This window comes from Salinibacter sp. 10B (assembly GCF_002954405.1).
GTDB lineage: Bacteria > Bacteroidota > Rhodothermia > Rhodothermales > Salinibacteraceae > Salinibacter.
The window spans coordinates 234037-251693 of record NZ_MQWC01000005.1 but is presented as its reverse complement, the minus strand read 5'-3'; the positions used below and the strand labels follow the sequence as shown (position 1 = coordinate 251693).

The 17657-nt window shown below is 63.3% G+C and carries 18 protein-coding genes; 17 read left to right on the top strand and 1 reads right to left on the bottom strand.

Annotation, left to right across the window (positions count from 1 at the left end; translation table 11 throughout):
• Window positions 1-145 precede the first annotated feature (145 nt).
• The 17 genes from moaA to BSZ35_RS18645 all read left to right on the top strand — a co-directional run bounded on the left by moaA (window position 146) and on the right by BSZ35_RS18645 (window position 16352).
• Window positions 146-1222: a GTP 3',8-cyclase MoaA gene (gene moaA / locus BSZ35_RS18725; RefSeq protein WP_105014126.1), complete on the top strand. Its 1077-nt coding sequence runs from the start codon at window positions 146-148 to the stop codon at window positions 1220-1222.
• Window positions 1223-1260: 38 nt separating this feature from the next.
• Window positions 1261-1548 carry a MoaD/ThiS family protein gene (locus BSZ35_RS18720; RefSeq protein ID WP_105014125.1) on the top strand — a complete coding sequence of 96 codons (288 nt, stop codon included), beginning with the start codon at window positions 1261-1263 and terminating at the stop codon, window positions 1546-1548.
• A 4-nt stretch (window positions 1549-1552) separates the two neighbouring features.
• Entirely contained in the window at window positions 1553-2032 is a 480-nt protein-coding gene (locus tag BSZ35_RS18715; protein WP_105014124.1) for a molybdenum cofactor biosynthesis protein MoaE, read from the top strand.
• A gap of 48 nt (window positions 2033-2080) precedes the next feature.
• The gene (locus BSZ35_RS18710; RefSeq protein ID WP_105014123.1) at window positions 2081-2968 is read left to right on the top strand and encodes an extracellular solute-binding protein; all 888 of its coding nucleotides are present in this window, start codon (window positions 2081-2083) and stop codon (window positions 2966-2968) included.
• Window positions 2931-3740, top strand: a complete 810-nt coding sequence (locus BSZ35_RS18705; protein WP_105014122.1) for an ABC transporter permease subunit — start codon at window positions 2931-2933, stop codon at window positions 3738-3740. Before BSZ35_RS18710 ends, BSZ35_RS18705 begins: the two co-directional genes overlap by 38 nt.
• Window positions 3741-4787, top strand: a complete 1047-nt coding sequence (locus BSZ35_RS18700; RefSeq protein WP_105014121.1) for an ABC transporter ATP-binding protein — start codon at window positions 3741-3743, stop codon at window positions 4785-4787.
• 66 nt (window positions 4788-4853) lie between these two features.
• The gene (moaCB, locus tag BSZ35_RS18695) at window positions 4854-5780 is read left to right on the top strand and encodes a bifunctional molybdenum cofactor biosynthesis protein MoaC/MoaB (protein WP_105014120.1); all 927 of its coding nucleotides are present in this window, start codon (window positions 4854-4856) and stop codon (window positions 5778-5780) included.
• A 229-nt stretch (window positions 5781-6009) separates the two neighbouring features.
• Window positions 6010-7299 carry a gephyrin-like molybdotransferase Glp gene (gene glp / locus BSZ35_RS18690; protein WP_105014119.1) on the top strand — a complete coding sequence of 430 codons (1290 nt, stop codon included), beginning with the start codon at window positions 6010-6012 and terminating at the stop codon, window positions 7297-7299.
• Window positions 7300-7362: 63 nt separating this feature from the next.
• Complete coding sequence (locus BSZ35_RS18685; protein ID WP_105014118.1) at window positions 7363-8574, top strand: XdhC family protein; 1212 nt, start codon at window positions 7363-7365, stop codon at window positions 8572-8574.
• Between the two features lie 24 nt (window positions 8575-8598).
• The gene (locus tag BSZ35_RS18680; protein ID WP_105014117.1) at window positions 8599-9231 is read left to right on the top strand and encodes a nucleotidyltransferase family protein; all 633 of its coding nucleotides are present in this window, start codon (window positions 8599-8601) and stop codon (window positions 9229-9231) included.
• Between the two features lie 121 nt (window positions 9232-9352).
• Window positions 9353-9829 (top strand): (2Fe-2S)-binding protein, encoded by a 477-nt coding sequence (locus BSZ35_RS18675; RefSeq protein WP_105014116.1) that lies wholly within the window; start codon window positions 9353-9355, stop codon window positions 9827-9829.
• Between the two features lie 50 nt (window positions 9830-9879).
• Window positions 9880-12099: a molybdopterin cofactor-binding domain-containing protein gene (locus BSZ35_RS18670; RefSeq protein ID WP_105014115.1), complete on the top strand. Its 2220-nt coding sequence runs from the start codon at window positions 9880-9882 to the stop codon at window positions 12097-12099.
• Window positions 12100-12126: 27 nt separating this feature from the next.
• Entirely contained in the window at window positions 12127-12540 is a 414-nt protein-coding gene (locus tag BSZ35_RS18665) for a SufE family protein (protein WP_105014114.1), read from the top strand.
• 627 nt (window positions 12541-13167) lie between these two features.
• A complete protein-coding gene (locus BSZ35_RS18660) occupies window positions 13168-13752 on the top strand; it encodes an outer membrane beta-barrel protein (protein ID WP_219846700.1) in 585 nt (194 codons plus the stop codon).
• A gap of 137 nt (window positions 13753-13889) precedes the next feature.
• Window positions 13890-15194 (top strand): alpha/beta hydrolase, encoded by a 1305-nt coding sequence (locus BSZ35_RS18655; RefSeq protein WP_105014156.1) that lies wholly within the window; start codon window positions 13890-13892, stop codon window positions 15192-15194.
• A gap of 67 nt (window positions 15195-15261) precedes the next feature.
• Window positions 15262-15960: a hypothetical protein gene (locus BSZ35_RS18650; protein WP_105014113.1), complete on the top strand. Its 699-nt coding sequence runs from the start codon at window positions 15262-15264 to the stop codon at window positions 15958-15960.
• A gap of 47 nt (window positions 15961-16007) precedes the next feature.
• Window positions 16008-16352: a hypothetical protein gene (locus tag BSZ35_RS18645; RefSeq protein ID WP_219846699.1), complete on the top strand. Its 345-nt coding sequence runs from the start codon at window positions 16008-16010 to the stop codon at window positions 16350-16352.
• A 52-nt stretch (window positions 16353-16404) separates the two neighbouring features.
• Here the strand turns inward: BSZ35_RS18645 and BSZ35_RS18640 are convergent, their stop codons facing one another.
• Window positions 16405-17439, bottom strand: coding sequence for an NAD(P)-dependent alcohol dehydrogenase (locus BSZ35_RS18640; RefSeq protein WP_105014112.1), 1035 nt, complete (start codon window positions 17437-17439; stop codon window positions 16405-16407).
• Between the last annotated feature and the right edge of the window lie 218 nt (window positions 17440-17657).

Below are 17657 nucleotides of genomic sequence, written 5' to 3'. Positions count from 1 at the left end.
CTCGCTGCCGCGCTTGGGATAGGGATCTGCAACATGCGCTCCGCGTTGGGACCGTCTGTATCCCGCCGGAGGTGCCTTTTGTGGGCGAGCGGCAGTGTCCGCAAGCCGGAGCCTTCTCCACTGTTTTCGTTCGTTCTGCTTGCCCATGCCTGCTGCCGACCAGCCGACTCGTCATCTGGACGCAGCCGAACGGAGCGACGATGCCTCCGGGGTGCTTGCCGACCGGTTCGGGCGGCGCCTGCGCGACCTGCGGATCTCGGTCATCGACCGGTGCAACTTCCGTTGTGACTACTGCATGCCGCTGGAAACGTACGGAGAGGACTACTCCTTCCTGGATCCCGACCACTACCTGTCGTTTGAGGAGATCACGCGGCTGGTCCGCCTCTTTGCACGGCGCGGCGTTGAGAAGATACGCATTACCGGTGGGGAGCCGCTCTTGCGCCCAAACCTGGAGGAGTTGATTCGGGACATTGCGCAGGTAGAAGGCATCCGGGAGATCGCCCTCACGACGAACGGCTACCTGCTGGCCGATCACGCAGAAGCGCTGGCCGACGCGGGCCTGCACCGCGTGACCGTGAGCCTTGATGCGCTCGACCCGGAGCTCTTTCGGAAGATGAATGGGGTCGGGAAGGGGCCAGAGCCGGTCCTGGAGGGCATTGTGGCCGCCGACCGCGCGGGACTTACGCCGATCAAGGTCAACACGGTCGTGCGCCGCGGCGTGAACGACGAATCCGTACTGCCGCTCGTGCGCCACTTTCGGGGAACCGGCCGCATCGTGCGGTTCATCGAGTACATGGACGTGGGGACGCGTAACGGGTGGGACCGAGCGGAGGTCGTTCCCTCTGCGGAGCTCAAAGACCGAATCGACGCGGAGTTTCCCATCGAACCGCTGGAGGCAAACTATCCCGGCGAGGTAGCGAACCGCTACGCTTTCCGAGACGGGGAGGGCGAGATCGGGTTTGTGTCGTCGGTTACCAATCCTTTTTGCGGTAACTGCACCCGGGCACGTCTCTCTACGGAGGGGATGCTCTACACCTGCCTCTTCGCTGAGGACGGCACGGATTTCCGTTCGCTGCTGCGTGACGGAGCCGCCGACGAGGCGATCCTCGACCGCCTCGGGTCGGTCTGGGGCGATCGGGACGACCGCTATTCCGAAGAGCGCGGTCGGGCCGCCGACCAGGACGCCGACGACCGCGTGGAGATGTACAAGATCGGCGGGTAGCGCACAGGACACTTTTTTCGAACAGACCTTCTCGTGTCGTGGCTTCATCCCCAGAGGATCATCCATCCCCGGATGCCGCGGACGTTCGGGCCGTCAAGGTACAGTACTACGCCCAGCTGCGCGAAGAGGTCGGGCGGTCAGGGGAGGCCGTTGAGTCCAGGGCAACCACCGTAGCGGAGTTGTTCGAGGAGTTGGATCGGCGGTACGACTTCTCGGTAGCCCCCGATGATCTTCGAGTGGCCGTTAACGGGTCGTTTGCCGACTGGGACGCGGCCCTCAGTTCTCAGGACCTCGTCGTATTTATTCCCCCTGTCGCAGGAGGGTAGTGCAATGGACACGTTCTCACCGTTTTCGATTACCGACGAGCCCATTCGGGTGCAGGAGCGGAAAGCGACCCTGCACTCTCTGGAGGCCGGTGCCTACGTGGAGTTCGAGGGCCGGGTGCGCAATCACTCCCAGGGGCGAGACGTGCGGCGGCTCGACTACGAAGCCTACCACGAACTTGCCGAGTCGGAGGGACACGAACTCGTAGAAGAGACCGTCGAGCGGTTCGATGTGATCGATGCTGCCTGCGTGCATCGCGTGGGCCGCCTCGAGTTAGGCGAAGTCGCCGTATGGATCGGTGTTGTAGCAGCCCACCGTGCCGATGCGTTCCGCGCCTGTGCGTTTTGTATCGACGAGATCAAAGCACGGCTGCCGATCTGGAAGAAGGAAGTGTACGCCGACGGGGAGGCCGAGTGGATTAACGGGTGCTGTGGGAACGGGTCGGTGTTCGCTCCCGATGAGCCGGTGGCGCACGAGCGCTCGTGAGGCGAACCACGGGACCGTTCCGGAGGCGAAAAAACCCTTTAGTTGTCCATGACGCGCCGCCAGTTCATTGCCGCAACCGCTGCCCTGATGGCCGGGGGCGCCTGCACCAACGGATCGAGCGGTGCTGTCTCCCTGATGGCGGCGGGGAGCCTGTACCATGCGTTCGAGAACGGATTGGCGAAGCAATTGTCGGACCCGTCCCCCGAGATTGAAGCGCACGGCTCGGTGGCCGTCGCGCGCCTTGTGGCGGAGGGCAAGCGCGATCCCGACATCGTATCACTGGCCGACGCGGCGCTCTTTGACGGCCCCTTGCACCCGACGTGGCACGTCGAGTTTGCCACGAACGCGCTCGTGCTTGCATACAATCCCGATACGGCAGCGGGCCGCCGACTGGCAGAGGCCGGACCGGAGGCCTGGTACGAGCCGCTGCTCCGATCGGAGGTGCGACTGGGCCGGACGGATCCGGACCTGGATCCGCTTGGCTACCGCACACTTTTTGCCCTCGATCTCGCCAGTCGGTACTACGAAATCCCGGAGTTGTCACCCCGCGTGCTCGAGCCCCGGCAGGTTTATCCGGAGACTGCACTGATCAGCCAGTTTGAAGTTGGAGCCATCGAGGCGGCTTTCACATACCGCAGCATGGCGACGGCGCGTGGCTACGCGTTCGTGGAGCTCCCGCGGGAGATCAATCTGAGCAGCCCGGCCCATGCCCGGAACTGGTACGAGCAGGCCTCATACCGCTTGCCGGACGGGAAGGTGGTTCGGGGAGCCCCGATCAGCTATGCCTCCACCATCCGGCACCTAAGACCGGAGGTGCAGACCGTCTTTCGTCGGCAGTGCCGCGGGGCGTACTTGACGGCGTTTGGCTTTTCTGTTCCCGATGACTATCCCCGCATTCATGGAGACGCTCCCGCCCCGATCTCGTCGGCGCTCTGAGTTGCGCCCTGGGCAGTGGGTCATTGCAGGATTGGGGGGGCTGTTGGTGATCTACTACGGGCTTCCCCTGATCGCGCTGCTGATCACGCAGTCGCCGGCCGAGATCGGGCAGCGGTTGGCCGATGCGCAGGTCCGCAGTGCCGCTCTGGTCTCGCTTGCCGCCGCCGGAACGACCACCGTGCTGTCCGCCCTTTTGGGCGCGCCGCTGGCGTACGGACTGGCCCGCGGCGACGCCCGGTGGACGACCCCCGTGACCGCTCTGGTCGTGCTTCCGCTGGTATTTCCCCCCATTGTGAGTGGCATGCTTCTGCTCAGCGTGTTCGGCCCGTCTACATGGATCGGGAGCGCCTCGACCGCCGCCGGCATGCCCCTCACGCGGTCCTTCGCCGCCGTGGTGTTGGCACAGACATTCGTGGCCTCGCCGTTCACCGTGATCACGGCGAAGTCGGCGTTCGAAGGGGTGCCGCGCCGCTACGAACAGGCCTCGCGGCTTCTCGGCACGAGCCGGTGGACCACCCTTCGCCGCGTGACTCTCCCGCTGGCAGGGCCGGGCGTGGTCGCTGGTCTCTTGCTTACCTTTGCCCGCTCGATGGGCGAATTCGGGGCCACCCTCATGGTTGCGTACTATCCCCGAACCCTGCCGGTGCAGATCTGGGTGGCGTTCACTACGTTAGGGCTTGACAACGCCTTTCCAGTGGCCGTCGTGCTGGCGGTCCTCTCCATCCTCGTGCTTGTGCTGCTGAACCGTCTTCGTCCAAACGCCTGGGAGTAGATGCTGCGTCTGCGTGGACTTGTAAAGCGATACCCTTCGTTCGCGCTGGGGCCGTTGAGCCTGGACGTGGGCGCCGAGGTCCTGGCCGTGCTCGGACCGTCAGGAAGCGGAAAAAGCACGCTCCTGTCTCTCATCTCCGGGACGGATACCCCGGATGAAGGCACGGTTCAGCTCAATGAGACGTCCCTCGGTCCGGAATCCCTCGAGGCGCGCGGAACCGCTCGGGTCTTTCAGGAGAGCGCCCTCTTTCCGCACCTTACTGCCCGCGAAAACATTGAATATGCGGCCGCCGCGTCGCAGCGCGTCGACGAACTGGCGGCGCTCCTGGAAATTGAAGACATCCTCGAACAGACCGCAGGGACACTATCGGGGGGCGAAAACCGGCGGGTGGAGGTGGCGCGCGCCCTGGCATCCGACCCGGCGGCCCTTCTGCTCGACGAGCCGACCGCCGGCCTCGACACCCCGGTGCGACGGCGTCTCCGGGGACACTTCCGTCGGCTGCTAACGGATCTCCACATTCCCGTTCTCTACGTAACACATAATCAAGCTGAGGCTTCGACGGTTGCTGATCGCGTAGCGGTATTGCAGGAGGGAGAGCTCCAACAGGTGGGCCCACCGGCCGAGGTTTTTAACCGTCCTGCGACGACGTTTGTGGCGCGGTTTACGGGCAATCCGAACGTCTTTCCGGCCCGTCTTGTGTCTCATCCCTCCGGAGCGAGGATCGAATGGAGCGGCAAGCGCCTGGCCGCGCCGGCGTCGGACATTCCTCCGGAGACCGACGTTTGGCTCTGCATCCGGCCGGAGCAGGTAGAGTTGTGTCCGGAGGCAGGAGCTCAAGCATCGGGGAACGTCGTCGAGGCAACGGTGACCCAATGCATCTTCCAAGGGTCCGAATACGTAGTGCTCCTCCGTGTCGGTGACGATGGAGAGGAGTCCTCCCTGCGGGCGAGAGTGTTGCCCTCCAGGGCCCGCGTCCTCGACGTGGGGCAAGGGGACCGCATCCAGGTTCGCCTTCGGTCGGGCCCTTTACATTTGATTCGACGGTAGAGTGCTGTCTTCCATCTTTGCAGTGGCCTCGGCTCTTCTCATCAGCAGTTCTCCAGCGACCCTATCATGATCAACGTCAGCCACAAGACGCACACGCTTCGGTACGCCCGGGCGGAGGGCCTCTTGCGTGCCGGTCCCGAGGTGCGAGAGCATCTCCGCAACGAAACCATCCCGAAAGGAAACGTCCGGGCGACTGCCCGCGCTGCAGGCATCGACGCCGCCAAGCGCACTCCCGAGTGGGTCACGTTCTGCCAGACGCTTCCACTCGACTGGGTCGACTTAGGCTTCTCGGTCGTGGATGAGGGGTTGAAGGTGACCGCCGAGGCGCAAACGGTCTGGAAGACCGGCGTCGAAATCGAGGTCATCACGGCCGTCTCTGCGGCGCTCGTGAACGCCTACGACATGTGTAAGCCGCTGGCCGACGACTTGGAGATGACCGGCGTGAAAGTGGTTGAGAAACGGGGCGGCTCGTCCGACTTTCAACAGGACTTTGAGGAGGATTTGGAGGCGGCGGTGCTCGTCGTTTCTGACTCGACCGCTGCGGGCGATCGCGAGGACCGATCTGGGAAGAAGATCGCGTCGTTTCTATCGGACTACCCGGTCGCGGTGGCCCGCACCGACGTGCTGCCCGACGAGCCGGAGCGTGTGCGAGCGTACGTGGAGTCGCAGGCAGACGAAGGAGGCATCGACCTGATTTTTACGACCGGCGGCACGGGCTTCGGGCCCCGAGACGCGACGCCCGAGGCCATTGCGCCGGTGCTCGATCGAGCGGCCCCCGGGATCGCCGAGCGGATGCGGTCGTACGGTGCGGAACGCACCCCCCACGCCCTCCTCTCACGACAGGTGGCAGGCACGATTGGGGAGACCCTCGTCGTGACGCTTCCTGGCAGTACGAGCGGGGTTGAAGAGTCGCTCCACGCTCTCTTTCCCGGCCTGCTTCACGTCTTTCCGATGCTCTGGGGGGGCGGCCACGAGCCAGACGCCTCCGCCTAACCGCTACTCCTCCGGAGCATTGTGCCCGTTGGGATCATTCTGCTTTCCCAGGCGAACGCTACGTATCGCGCAAGTGGGGACGCGAGAAACGTGAGTGCGCCCAGCCGACCGCTGGGCAGGCTCTGACATCTTCTTAACTTATTGCGGTTCATGTATTACCGGGCACTACGGTAGATCCGTCCACGTGAGCTCTAGGCACCGCCTTCTGAAGCAACAGCCAGCGCCAATCATGATCTCCATCTCCGAAGCCCAGACCATCGTGAAACGGCACCGTCCGAATCCAGGGCGCGCGGAGGTGTCCCTCGCGGAAGCAGCGGGCCATCGATTGGCTGAAGATGTCGCGGCACCGGAGCCGATGCCTGCCTTTGACAATAGTTCGATGGACGGCTACGCGGTCGCTCTGCCTGACCGCGACTCCGCCGGTGGGCCCTGGGAGCTGGCAGTCGTGGGCGAGTCGCAGGCGGGCGACCCCTACAACGGAGCGTTGCAGGCGGGAGAGGCGATCAAAATATCGACGGGGGCAGTGGTCCCGACCGGGGCCGACCGCGTGATCCCGATCGAAGACACCGATGGCGGGAGCGAGCGTGTGCGTTTTCGCGATGACGGCAGTCCCCACGCGAACGTTCGTTTCGAGGGGGAGGAGGTGGCGGTGGGAGATGGGGTCGCAGAACGAGGCGCGCTGCTGACTCCGCCTCTGCTGGGCCGACTGGCGAGCCTAGGTGTTGCTCAGGTGCCGGTCTATGAGCCGCCCACGGTCGCGCTCTTGACCACGGGCAGCGAATTGGTTGGCGTCGATGCCGATCTCCAGCCCGGCCAGATTCGCGACGCCAACCGGTATGTTCTGACGGCCCTCCTTGACGACACGGGAGCGACGCTCGGACATATCGAATCGGTTCCTGACCGACGGGGCGACACCGCTGATTCCATTGACCGAGCGGCCGATGCGGCCGACGTTGTGCTCGTCACCGGCGGGGTGTCCGTGGGCCCGCACGATCACGTAAAGGGGGCCGCCGAGGAAGTCGGCTTCGAGCGCCACTTCTGGAAGGTGCGGCAGAAGCCCGGCAAGCCGCTCTACTTTGCGACGCGGGACGCCGCAACGGAGAGGGACACCCTGGAGAGGGACACCCTTCTCTTTGGCCTCCCTGGAAATCCGTTCTCCGCGACCATCAGCACGGTCGTCTACGTCCGTCCCCTCCTTCGGCGGTGCCTGGGGCATCCACACCCCAAGGGACGACGAATGAACGGACGCCTTGCGTCTCCCTACGACCGTCTGGCCCCGGACCGCGCACAGTTCGTGCTAGTGCGGGTCGACGGCGTCGAAGACGAAATCGCGATCCTGCGCTCGGTCGAAAAGCAGGGCTCCCACATGCTGGCAGGGCTTCACGAGAGCGATGGGTTCATCCGCGTGCCGGCGGGGCGTGAGCGCATTGAGGCCGGCGATCATTTCGACGTCACGCTCTTTCCCTGGCATGCCCCCGATTGGGACGTTTCGAGGGAGAGGGGAATGAAACACAGCTGAGCTCGACACGAGAGACGAGCGCATAATTTTCACCAGGACAGTCATGCATACGCGAACACAGACATGCGAGAGCTGAAACGCATACTTCGAGAGGCCGACCGACTGCGGGCCGAGGACGTGCCCGCCGTGGTTGCGACCATTGTAGAAATTGAGGGATCGTCGTACCGACTGGAGGGGGCACGCATGCTCGTCCGTCCCGACGGGGAGTACGTGGGGACCATCTCTGGGGGATGCCTGGAGGGAGAGGTGGCCGAGCGAGCCAAGGGCGTGCTAAAGACCGGAGCGCCGGACCTCGTGACGCTGGAGCAGCAGGAGGGAGAAGACCCTTTCGGCTTCGGGAGCGGGTGCGGCGGCACGATCCACGTTCTTCTCGAACCGTTTCGGTCCGACGACGATGCCCTCGGCGCCTTGTCTCTCGTCCGGCAGTGCATGGAGCACCGAACTGCCGGAGCGCTGGCGACGGTTTACCGGACGGAGGGCGACCTTGACAGCGAAAAAGGACGCCACCTGTTGGTAACGACACCGGCGGCGTCCGGGCGCGGAGACATCGAGTCCGACGCCCTCCGGAAGGCCGTTGCTGCGGACGCTGCGGACGTGCTCCGTCAGGAGCGGGCGCTGCAGACCGCGTATACGTTGGATCGGGGCCGGGTCGACGTGATGATTGAGCACGTGGAGCCGCCGCTCCGTCTCCTCATTTTCGGGGAGGAGCACGACGCCGAGCCGCTCGTCCGGCAGGCCAACCTGCTGGGCTGGGAGCCCGTGGTCGTAGGAGGATCGCCCGTGCCTGAACTCCAAGAGCACTTTCCAGATGCGGCTGGGCACGTTGCGCTTCCCCATCCGGAGGAGGTTTCTGAGGAGCTTGCGCACGTGGGGACGCGCGACGCAGCCGTCGTCATGAGTCACAACTACATCCGCGACCGAGCGGTGCTGCGGTTTCTTCTGCGGTCGGACGTCGGCTACGTGGGGGCGCTCGGAGCTCGGTCCCGCCTGGAGCGGCTGGCGGAGGACTTTGCAGAGGGAGAGACATCGGCAGACCGGGCGGCTCAGGAGGCAATGGCCGACGGGCGGCTCCACGCCCCGGTCGGGCTCGACATTGGCGCAGAAACGCCCGAAGAGATTGCCCTCTCCGTTGCGGCCGAGGTGCAAACCGTGTTTGCTGGGGCGAGCGGTGGGTTTTTATCCGACGGGACCGGTCGCATTCACCCGTCGACGGTTCGACCGGAGACTGATCAGGCCGAGGCCGCGTCCGCCGACGGTGACCCCGCGACGGCGTAGCCCCTCCACAGCCTTGCATGTATCATGAGCTTACCCGATGCGCCGTCCGCCATCATTCTGGCCGCGGGCCGCTCCCGGCGGATGGGGGAGCGGAATAAGCTTTTTCTAACGGTGGATGGCCGGCCCGTTCTCCTCCGTGTTCTTCAGGCGGTTGCGGCAGCTCCGGTGAAAGAGATGATCGTCGTGACCGGTGCCCAGCACGAGCGGATCGCCGGGCTGGTCCGTCGGGCGGATGGGGCGCGCGTCGTCCACAACCCCGACTTTCGGTCGGGCATGTCTTCGTCAATCCGCCGAGGCGTGCGCGCAGCTTCGCCGGATGCCACCGGGTTTGCGATGTGCCCCGGCGACCTGCCTCTGCTTTCCAGCTCCATCGTGGATCGGCTCTGCCAATCCTTTGCCGCTCAAACGACCCCGCGGATTGTGGCACCCACTTACGACGGGCAGCAGGGGCATCCTGTTATTTTCGGGGCATCCTACCGCGAGGCGTTGCTCGACCTGGAGGGGGATCGGGGCGCTCGCGACCTCCTGCGCAGCGACGAGGTGCCGCTCACCCGGGTGCCCGTTCACGACAATAGCATTCTGCAGGATGTGGATACGCCCGAGGCGCTTGCGAAGGTGCGGCAGCAAGTGTCACAGAAAGAGGGCGAAAACCGCTAACGGCCGGTTTGGAACGCGGTCGGATCAGAGGGGGCGGAGGTTGGTTTGGGAGTAGACCGGCGCGCGCTGATGAAAACGTCCGGCTCTTTTCCCGCTCCTCTCAAGCGACCCCGATCCCGAGATGGAACAGCAGCAGATCCAGCTCACGGTGAACGGCGACGACCACACCGTGAGGGTCGATCCGTCAACGCCGCTCCTCTACGTCCTGCGCAACGAGTTGGGACTCAACGGTCCCAAGTACGGCTGTGGCCTGCAGCAGTGCGGGTCGTGTCTGGTATTGTTGGAGGGGACGGCGCGCACCACCTGTCAGCTGCCCGTCTCGGCGGTGGAGGACCGGCCCATCACGACGCTCGCCGGCCTTTCGGACGACAATGGCGGGCTGCATCCGGTGCAAGAAGCCGTCGTGGAGGAGCAGGCCGCGCAGTGTGGCTACTGCGTGAACGGGGTCATCATCACGGCTGTCTCGCTCTTGGAGGACACTCCGAATCCGAGTCGGGCAGAGATCACGGACCGGATGAACCAAGTTCTCTGTCGATGCGGCACGCACGCCCGCTTCGTTCGGGCCGTTCAGCGCGCGGCCGGCGAGATGGAGGATTGATGCGCCCACTTCTGGTTTGGTGCCCTGTTTTCCCGATTCCCATCTGTCCCATGTCCACTCCTTCCTCCTCCGACGATGTGCCTGAGTCCGGACTTCCACGGCGCACCTTCCTGAAAAGCGCCGGGACTCTGACGATCGGCTTCAGCCTGCTTCCCGGCTGCCAGCTCACGCAGGACGAGGCCGACGCGGCGGAGGCGTCCGATCCGGCAGGCAGGAGCGACCTGCCTCCGAGCCTCGCCCAACACCCACGCATTGACGCGTGGCTTCGAGTGCTGGGCGACGGGCGTCTGCGCGTCTACACCGGCAAGTTGGAGCTGGGGCAAGGTATTCGCATTGCCATCGCGCAGGTGGCCGCCGAGGAACTGCATACGTCGCCGGATCGGCTAGAGGTGCATCTGGCCGAGACCGGCGTGACGCCAAACGAGCGCTACACGTCCGCCAGCGTGTCGATTGAACACAGCGCCATGTCGGTGCGGCACGCGAGTGCCACGGCCCGCCGCATCCTGAAGGAGCGCGCCGCTCAGCAGTTCGGCGTCGAGTCTGAAGGGGTGAAGATCGACGACGGGACGCTGACAGCAGGCAGCCAATCGGCTACGTTTGCGGAGGTACTGGGCGACGAGCAGATCACGGAGACCGTCACCGAGCCTGCCGACCTGCGACCCACGGACGAGCGGGAGTGGGTGGGCACGCCCGTGGAGCGGACGGACATTGACCGCATGGTGCGGGGCGAAGAGGTCTACGTGCAGGACCTCCGATTTGACGACATGGTGCACGCGCGAGTGGTCCGCCCGCCGGGCTACGACGCGTCGCTGAGGGAATATGACGAGGATGCTGTGCGCGAGGCGGTCGGCGACGGCCTGCAGATTGTGCAGAACGGCAGCTTCCTGGCCGTCGTGGCGGAGGGAGAGCACCAGGCCCTTCGAGCGCAGCAGGTGCTCCAGAGCAACGCTGAATGGTCGGAGCCGAGGGCGCTTCCAGCCGACACGCCGCTGGAAGAACACCTCCGAGCATTGCCGGCAGAGACGGAGACGGTGGTCGACGAGGGCAGTGCGGGCGAGGGCGAAACGATCTCCGCCAGCTACTTCCGCCCGTACGTCATGCACGGCTCACTCGGGCCGTCCTGCGCCGTGGGACACTACGACGGTGACCGCCTGCGCATCTGGACGCACAGCCAGGGCGTGTATCCCCTTCGTGACACCCTGACTGCACTGGTAGGACTCCCGCCGGAAAAGATTGAGGTCAAGGGCGTGCCGGGGTCGGGCTGCTACGGTCACAACGGTGCGGACGACGTGGCCGCGGATGTGGCCCTGTTGGCAATGGAGGTGCCGAATCGACACGTTCGGCTCCAGTGGGAGCGCGAAGATGAGCACGGCTGGGAGCCCTACGGCAGTGCCATGATCATGGACGTGGAGGCGACCCTTGGGGACGACGGTACGATTCAGGACTGGCAATTCGACGTGCACTCGGACTCGCACAGCACGCGTCCAGGGGGCGATCCTGGCAACCTGCTGGCCGGTCGGTACATTGAGGACGCCCACGCGCTCACGTCGCGGGGCTACCTGGCTGGCGGCTACCGCAATGCAGTTCCGTACTACGAGCTTCCGACCCGAAGCATCAGTGCCCACTTTTTCGACGGTCCGCTGCGCGTCTCAGCCTTGCGCGGACTGGGGGCGCACGCCAACGTGTTCGCCATTGAGAGCATGATGGGCGAGTTGGCCGACCGGGCGGGAACCGATCCGGTGGTGTTTCGGAAACAGCACCTGGAGGACCCGCGAGCGGGGGCGGTCCTCGACGCGGTGGCCGAGCAGGCTCAAGACACTTCTGTGGGGGCTACTGAGGGTCTCGGTTACGGCTTTGCCCGCTACAAGAATCGCGCGTCGTATTGCGCCGTCGCAGCAAGGGTACGGGCTGAGGCGGACGGGGATCTCACGGTCACCCACCTGTGGGGCGCCATCGATTCCGGGGAGGTCATCAACCCCGACGGACTCCGCAATCAAGTGGAGGGGGGGATGATTCAGTCGATGAGCTGGATGCTGAACGAGGAAGTGCAGTTCGACGATACCCGCATCACCAGCCGGGAGTGGGGCAGCTATCCAATTCTTCAGTTTGAGGACGTGCCGGTGGTAGAAGCGACTGTCCTGGACCGGCCCGACGAGCCGCCGCTGGGGGCAGGAGAAGCCGCCCAGGGCCCGGCGACTGGGGCCGTTGCGAACGCCATCGCCCGCGCCACTGACGAGCGCGTCCAATCGCTGCCAGTCCGCTCTTCCTGAGTTGCTCCTTCCACGACGGATCGCACTATGTCTACCTTTGCCGAGATTGCTGAGACGTTTCGGGCTGCGGGCCCCGATCTACAACTGGAGTTGATGCGGGACTACGCCCGTCGGCTTCCCGATCTCCCTGAGGCCTATGCCGAAATGCGGGAGGCCGGTCTCGGAGCAGTGCCCGAGTGTCAGTCGCCGGTTTTCCTTTACGTTGAGGTGGAGGACGGACGCGTTCAACTCCATGCTGATGCCCCCCGAGAGGCCGCCACGGCGCGTGCCTTCCTCGGGGTTTTGCGCGAGGCTTTTCATGAGGCCCGTGTGTCTACTATTGAGGATGCACCGTGCAATCCGCTCGAACAGATGGGGCTTTCAGACAAAGTGGGACTGCAGCGGAGAAAGGGGCTGACGGCCCTTTACCGGCGCGTGCAACAGGCTGTAGAGTACACGTAGAGCACCTCCAGACGACCAGGCTGGAATCAGCACTGAGGGACGGGGGAGGAGTGCAACCGCACCTGGTCGGTTCATCTCTTCGAATCCCACCGCGAGTTGGGTTTCACCTGGGTCGACGAACGCTAGTGGCATCGAACCCATGCCCCTTAGCGAGGCTATTCGCCTGATCACCCCCGGCATGCTTGAGACCGCCGTGCAGGAGCGATGGATTACCCAACGAGCATTCTGAGCCTCCCCCGCGTAGCCATGCTTCTGAAGGGCCGGTTCTGATAGGCCTATTGATCGCAGCTCGGTGGCTTCTTGATCTGAGGTGAGCATCAGAGGCGGCAGGGAGCTCGGCTCCACGGGGCACGAACGCCGAAAATGAGGAGTTGACTCTGCCCCGAGTGTTGCAGCGGGCCGTGTCCCTGGGTTGCAGACTGCAGAATTCCCAGGTGTGGCCTTCACTGTCTCACAGGTCGGTAGCCATTCCCTCGGTTGAAGATTGTAGACGTAGGGAGACCCCTGTCAGTAAGTCCTGCTCTCTCCCTGCGCCACGTTGTCAAGAAAAACCTACCAGACTGAGATCAACCTGCGGTAGGTTGCCTCCAGTTCAAGGGGGCTACCATTTATCCGATAGGTACTACCATGAGATATTTTTTCATCACGTTTGTCGGCGCACTTCTGCTGCTTATTTCTACCCCCACAGTCGCTCAGGACCGGTTCGGTGTAGAGCTTCGAGTGGGACCGGAGTTCGCAACGCAAGACCTCGGGAATGCTAACCTCAACACGGGATTCGGGAGCGAAGTGGTCTTTTCATATCGATTCCTTTCACACCTTGGTGCATATGGTGGTTGGGGGTATGGTCGCATGTCGGCAGATGGGAATTCGTTTGCCGGGACGGACATTGACGTCGAAGAGACGGGCTACACGTTCGGTCTGCAATTCATCCACCCCATTCGCACGAGCCGGTACGGCTACTTTCTGCGAGCAGGGGGCATCTATAACCACATCGAAGTTGAAAACACCGACGGCGACATCACGGCCGACTCCGGTCACGGATTTGGATGGCAGATTGGCGCCGGTCCGGTAATTACCCTAGGGCAAAACTGGCAATTGATGCCGGGGCTTCGCTATCGATCGCTCTCCCGTGACATTGAGATCGGTGGTCTGAATACGGACGTTGACCTGACCTACTTCACTGCCGGCGTTGGAATCATGCGTACATTCTAATGCTGTCTTCCCGGCCCCCGTCTAACATAGCGTAGAAGAGGCGGCCGGGTCCACGTGCGGTTACGAGTGGGATGGAGGGAGGAGTGCGCTTCCATCCCGCCGGGTTTCGGCCGCGTCACCTTGATACAGAGGCCGTTATGTCCTCTCAAGAGTTTGAATCGAGTCGAGCGCCCGTCGCGAGTCGAATCGTGCGTCTGGCTGTCTGGGGCGCCGTCGGGGTGCTGGCCGTTCTCCTGTTTGCACTGGTGGCAATCGCTCCCCTTACGACCGGCATTCCTGTGTGGGTGGGGCTCCTTCTCGTCGTGGTGGATGGGGCCGTGCTCGTGGGAGCCTTCAGGGGCCTGGACGCGCTTCGTTCGCGAAGCCTGGCGCTCCTTGTCGGGGTCACGGCCGTGGCCGTCCTTACGGTCCTGCTCTCTCAAATACTGGCCTACACCCCTCCGATCGTGGACGATAGCGGCAGGCCACTTCCCGGGAGCATTGCGTCCCTGGAGCAAGTCGAGCTCAACGGCAGCTCTCAATGGGTCACGATTCGAGGAACGAGCAGGGAGAATCCGGTTCTCCTCTTTCTTGCCGGCGGGCCGGGTGGAAGCGAGCTTCCGTCTACGAGAAAGCATCTCGGAGCTCTCGAAGACGATTTCCTCGTCTGGGATCAACCGGGAGCCGGAAAGTCCTTCACGGCCGTGGACATCGGCTGGTTGACCCCGCAGCGCTACCGTGCCGACGCGGTCGCTCTGGTAGGGCATCTCCGAACGCGTTTTGATAAACAGAAAATCTACCTCATGGGCGAGTCGTGGGGTACCATTTTGGGAATCTGGCTCGTCCGCGACCGACCGGATCTTTTCCATGCCTATGTGGGGAGTGGGCAGATGGTGCGCACGACTGAGAATGACGTGATGGGATACGAACTGGCCCTGCGGTACCTGGAAGGACGAGGGGAGACCGAGCGCCTAGAGCGGCTCCGCCGGAAAGGACCGCCTCCGTACCAAAGTGGTAATCCGATTCTCACGTATGCCGATTACCTGGACGTGCTCAATCGCATCATGTCCGAGCGAGCGCCAGGGGAGGGGGAGAGCCACGACATCTTGATCGATGCGCTCCTCGCGCCCGAGTACGGTTTTTGGGACAAGGTCAATTGGGTGCGGGGGCTCGCCAAGGTGTTCAACGTTGTGTACCCTCAGTTGGAGGACCTGGACTTGACGACGCAGGCAGCCGAGGTGGAGGTCCCGGTATATTTCTTCGTCGGGCGGCACGACGTCAATGCCATGACGACGCTCGTCGAAAAGTATTACGCAGTGTTGGAGGCGCCCCGCAAAGAGATCGTGTGGTTCGAGAAGTCCGGGCATACGCCTCTCTATGAAGAGCCCCGGAAATGGGTGGAAATGGTGAGGTCGCGGCTGCTAGAAACACCGGTGTCACGGGACCGGGGGAGCGGGCGTTGATCACTCCTCCGTCTGGGGATTGGTGGATGATGTTCAGGACAAACGCAACAGAGGTGTTGAAAAACCCATGGCTCTCACGTTCACGACCACTGCTCGTCGGTTTGGCATCGTGTCGGCAGGAAGCGTCGCGGTGCTTCAGGTGGCGTACGCGGCGACGCTCATAACTGGATTTGTCTCGCTGGAGTCTCCTGAGGAGCCCATCGGCGACCCGATGTTTACCATCCTCGAGGTCCTGATCCTCGCCATGATGCCGGCCTTGGTTGCGCTCATGGTTAGCGTACATGCATGGGCGGCTCCCCGCGCGAAGGTGTGGAGCCTCGCGTCCGTCATCTTCATGGGCCTAGTTGCCGGGGTGACCTCGACTCTCCACTTTCTCATCCTAACCCTGAGTCGACAGCCGGCGTTCGGGGAGGTGTCGAATCTACCGCTATTTCTGAGCTTCGAGTGGCCTTCTGTTGCCTACGCCCTCGACATCCTCGCCTGGGACGTGTTCTTTGCGCTCTCGGTGCTGTTTGCCGCCCCGGTGTTCGGCGGCAGTCGACTTGCCACGTCCATCCGCGTGCTCATGATCACGAGCGGACTGCTCGGCTTCGCCGGGCTGGGTGGGGTTCTTACGGGCGACATGGACCTCCGGAACGTCGGCATCGTCGGGTACCTCGGCGTGCTTCTGATCGTCGCGGTTCTGCTGGGCGTTTTGTTCTATCGTACCAAACCGGCTGACGTCTCAACGGACTATGCTCTGCAGCCGTCTCAGCGTGGGACATAACCGCAGGTCGGGCCCTAATCGGATTCCGTCTGCTCCGAAAGCGCATTATGATGACTCCTCAGCCATCACTCCGAGCCGTAAAGACCGTTCATACAATTGCATGGGCCTTTTTTGCCGGCTGCATCCTTGCTCTTCCCGTGTATGCATGGCGCGAAGCGTTCGACGTGGCCCTTCTGCTGATCGTGATTGTGTTGGGAGAGGTGGGGATCCTCTGGGCGAATCGTTGGCGTTGTCCGCTCACAGACGTAGCTGAGCGTTTCACCGATGACCGAGAGGATAATTTTGACATTTACCTTCCACTCTGGCTGGCCCGATACAACAAGGTGATCTTTGGCAGCCTCTTCATCGTGGGGGTGCTCTACACGCTGGCTGAATGGCAGGGGTGGGTTTAGAAGACGCCGGGAGGAAGGAAGTTCAAGGCAACTGACCAGTCTCGCAGTTCGTCTAAGAGGGTTGAGCGTGGTTTTTATTTCTTCGCCGAGCTGTGTGTGGGCGTGAGCCGTTGGTCGAGGCCACGGTCAATACAACGTTTCCCTTCTTGTGGCCCTGTTCGACGTAGCGGTAAGCGTCGGCGATGTGCTCCAGTGGATAGCTTCGATCAATCACCGGTGTGAACGCCCCGGATTCCGCCAGTGATGCTAGGAACTCCATGTCTTCCCGACGTCCGCTGGCCGCTCCCGCCACGACCCGCTTGGTGCTCGTGAGCGCCACCCAGGGGGCCCGGAGCATGTCCGGAAGGGACCCGAGCACCAGCAGGAGACGCCCTCCGTCCCTGAGCAGGTGCTTGCTCCGGGAGTACGGAAGGGTTCCGGCAGTGTCGACGATAACATCGTAGACATCGCCGATTTCGCGAACATCTTCTTTTGTATAGTCGATGACTCGGTGGGCACCGAGGGACTGGACCCATTCTACGTTGCCGGTACTGCATACGCCCGTGACGGACGCCCCGAAATGCCGGGCAAGCTGCACGGCGGCGGTTCCGACGCTCCCGGAGGCCCCGTTGACGAGCACCGTCTCGCCTTCTTGAAGACCGCCCCATTGTAGGAACCGAAGCGCCGTTACGCCCCCGAACGACAGCGCCGCAGCCTCTTCGTACGTGAGGTTGGGCGGCTTGTGAGCCAGCGGGCCCTCCTCCGGCATCGCCACGTACTCGGCGTGTGCCCCCATCTTGCCGTCGCTATACGCAAAGACGGAATCTCCAACGCCGAACCGTTTGACGTCTTCTCCGACGGCCTCGATCTCGCCTGAAAACTCGGTCCCGAGGATGGGCTGTCGAGGGCGCATGATCCCGAAGAGAAGGCGGGAGAGAAGCTTGAATCCCGTTGGCACTGTCAGACTCCGAACCCGCGAGTCACCGGAGCTGACCGTCGCGGCCCGCACCCGGATCAGGACCTCATTCTTTCGAATGCTTGGCTTCGGGACGTCCGCGATCTGCAGGACGTCCGGCGATCCGTACTCGGGGGCGAGGACTGCTTTCATGTGCGTGCTCGTTTGAGAAATAAGGAGGGATGATAAAGAAGAATCCCTCAAAGAATTGGGTTCATCGTAGAACTCAGGAATGCATTGTCGTGCGCCGTGGGATTGATGTGTAGGACACCAGCTTGCATGCAGTGCGCGCACAGAAGGCATTTCTACTAATGACCTCCCCCCCTCTGCCTCAGCCGGATAGCGATTCATTTCCGACGAAAGGCGATGGC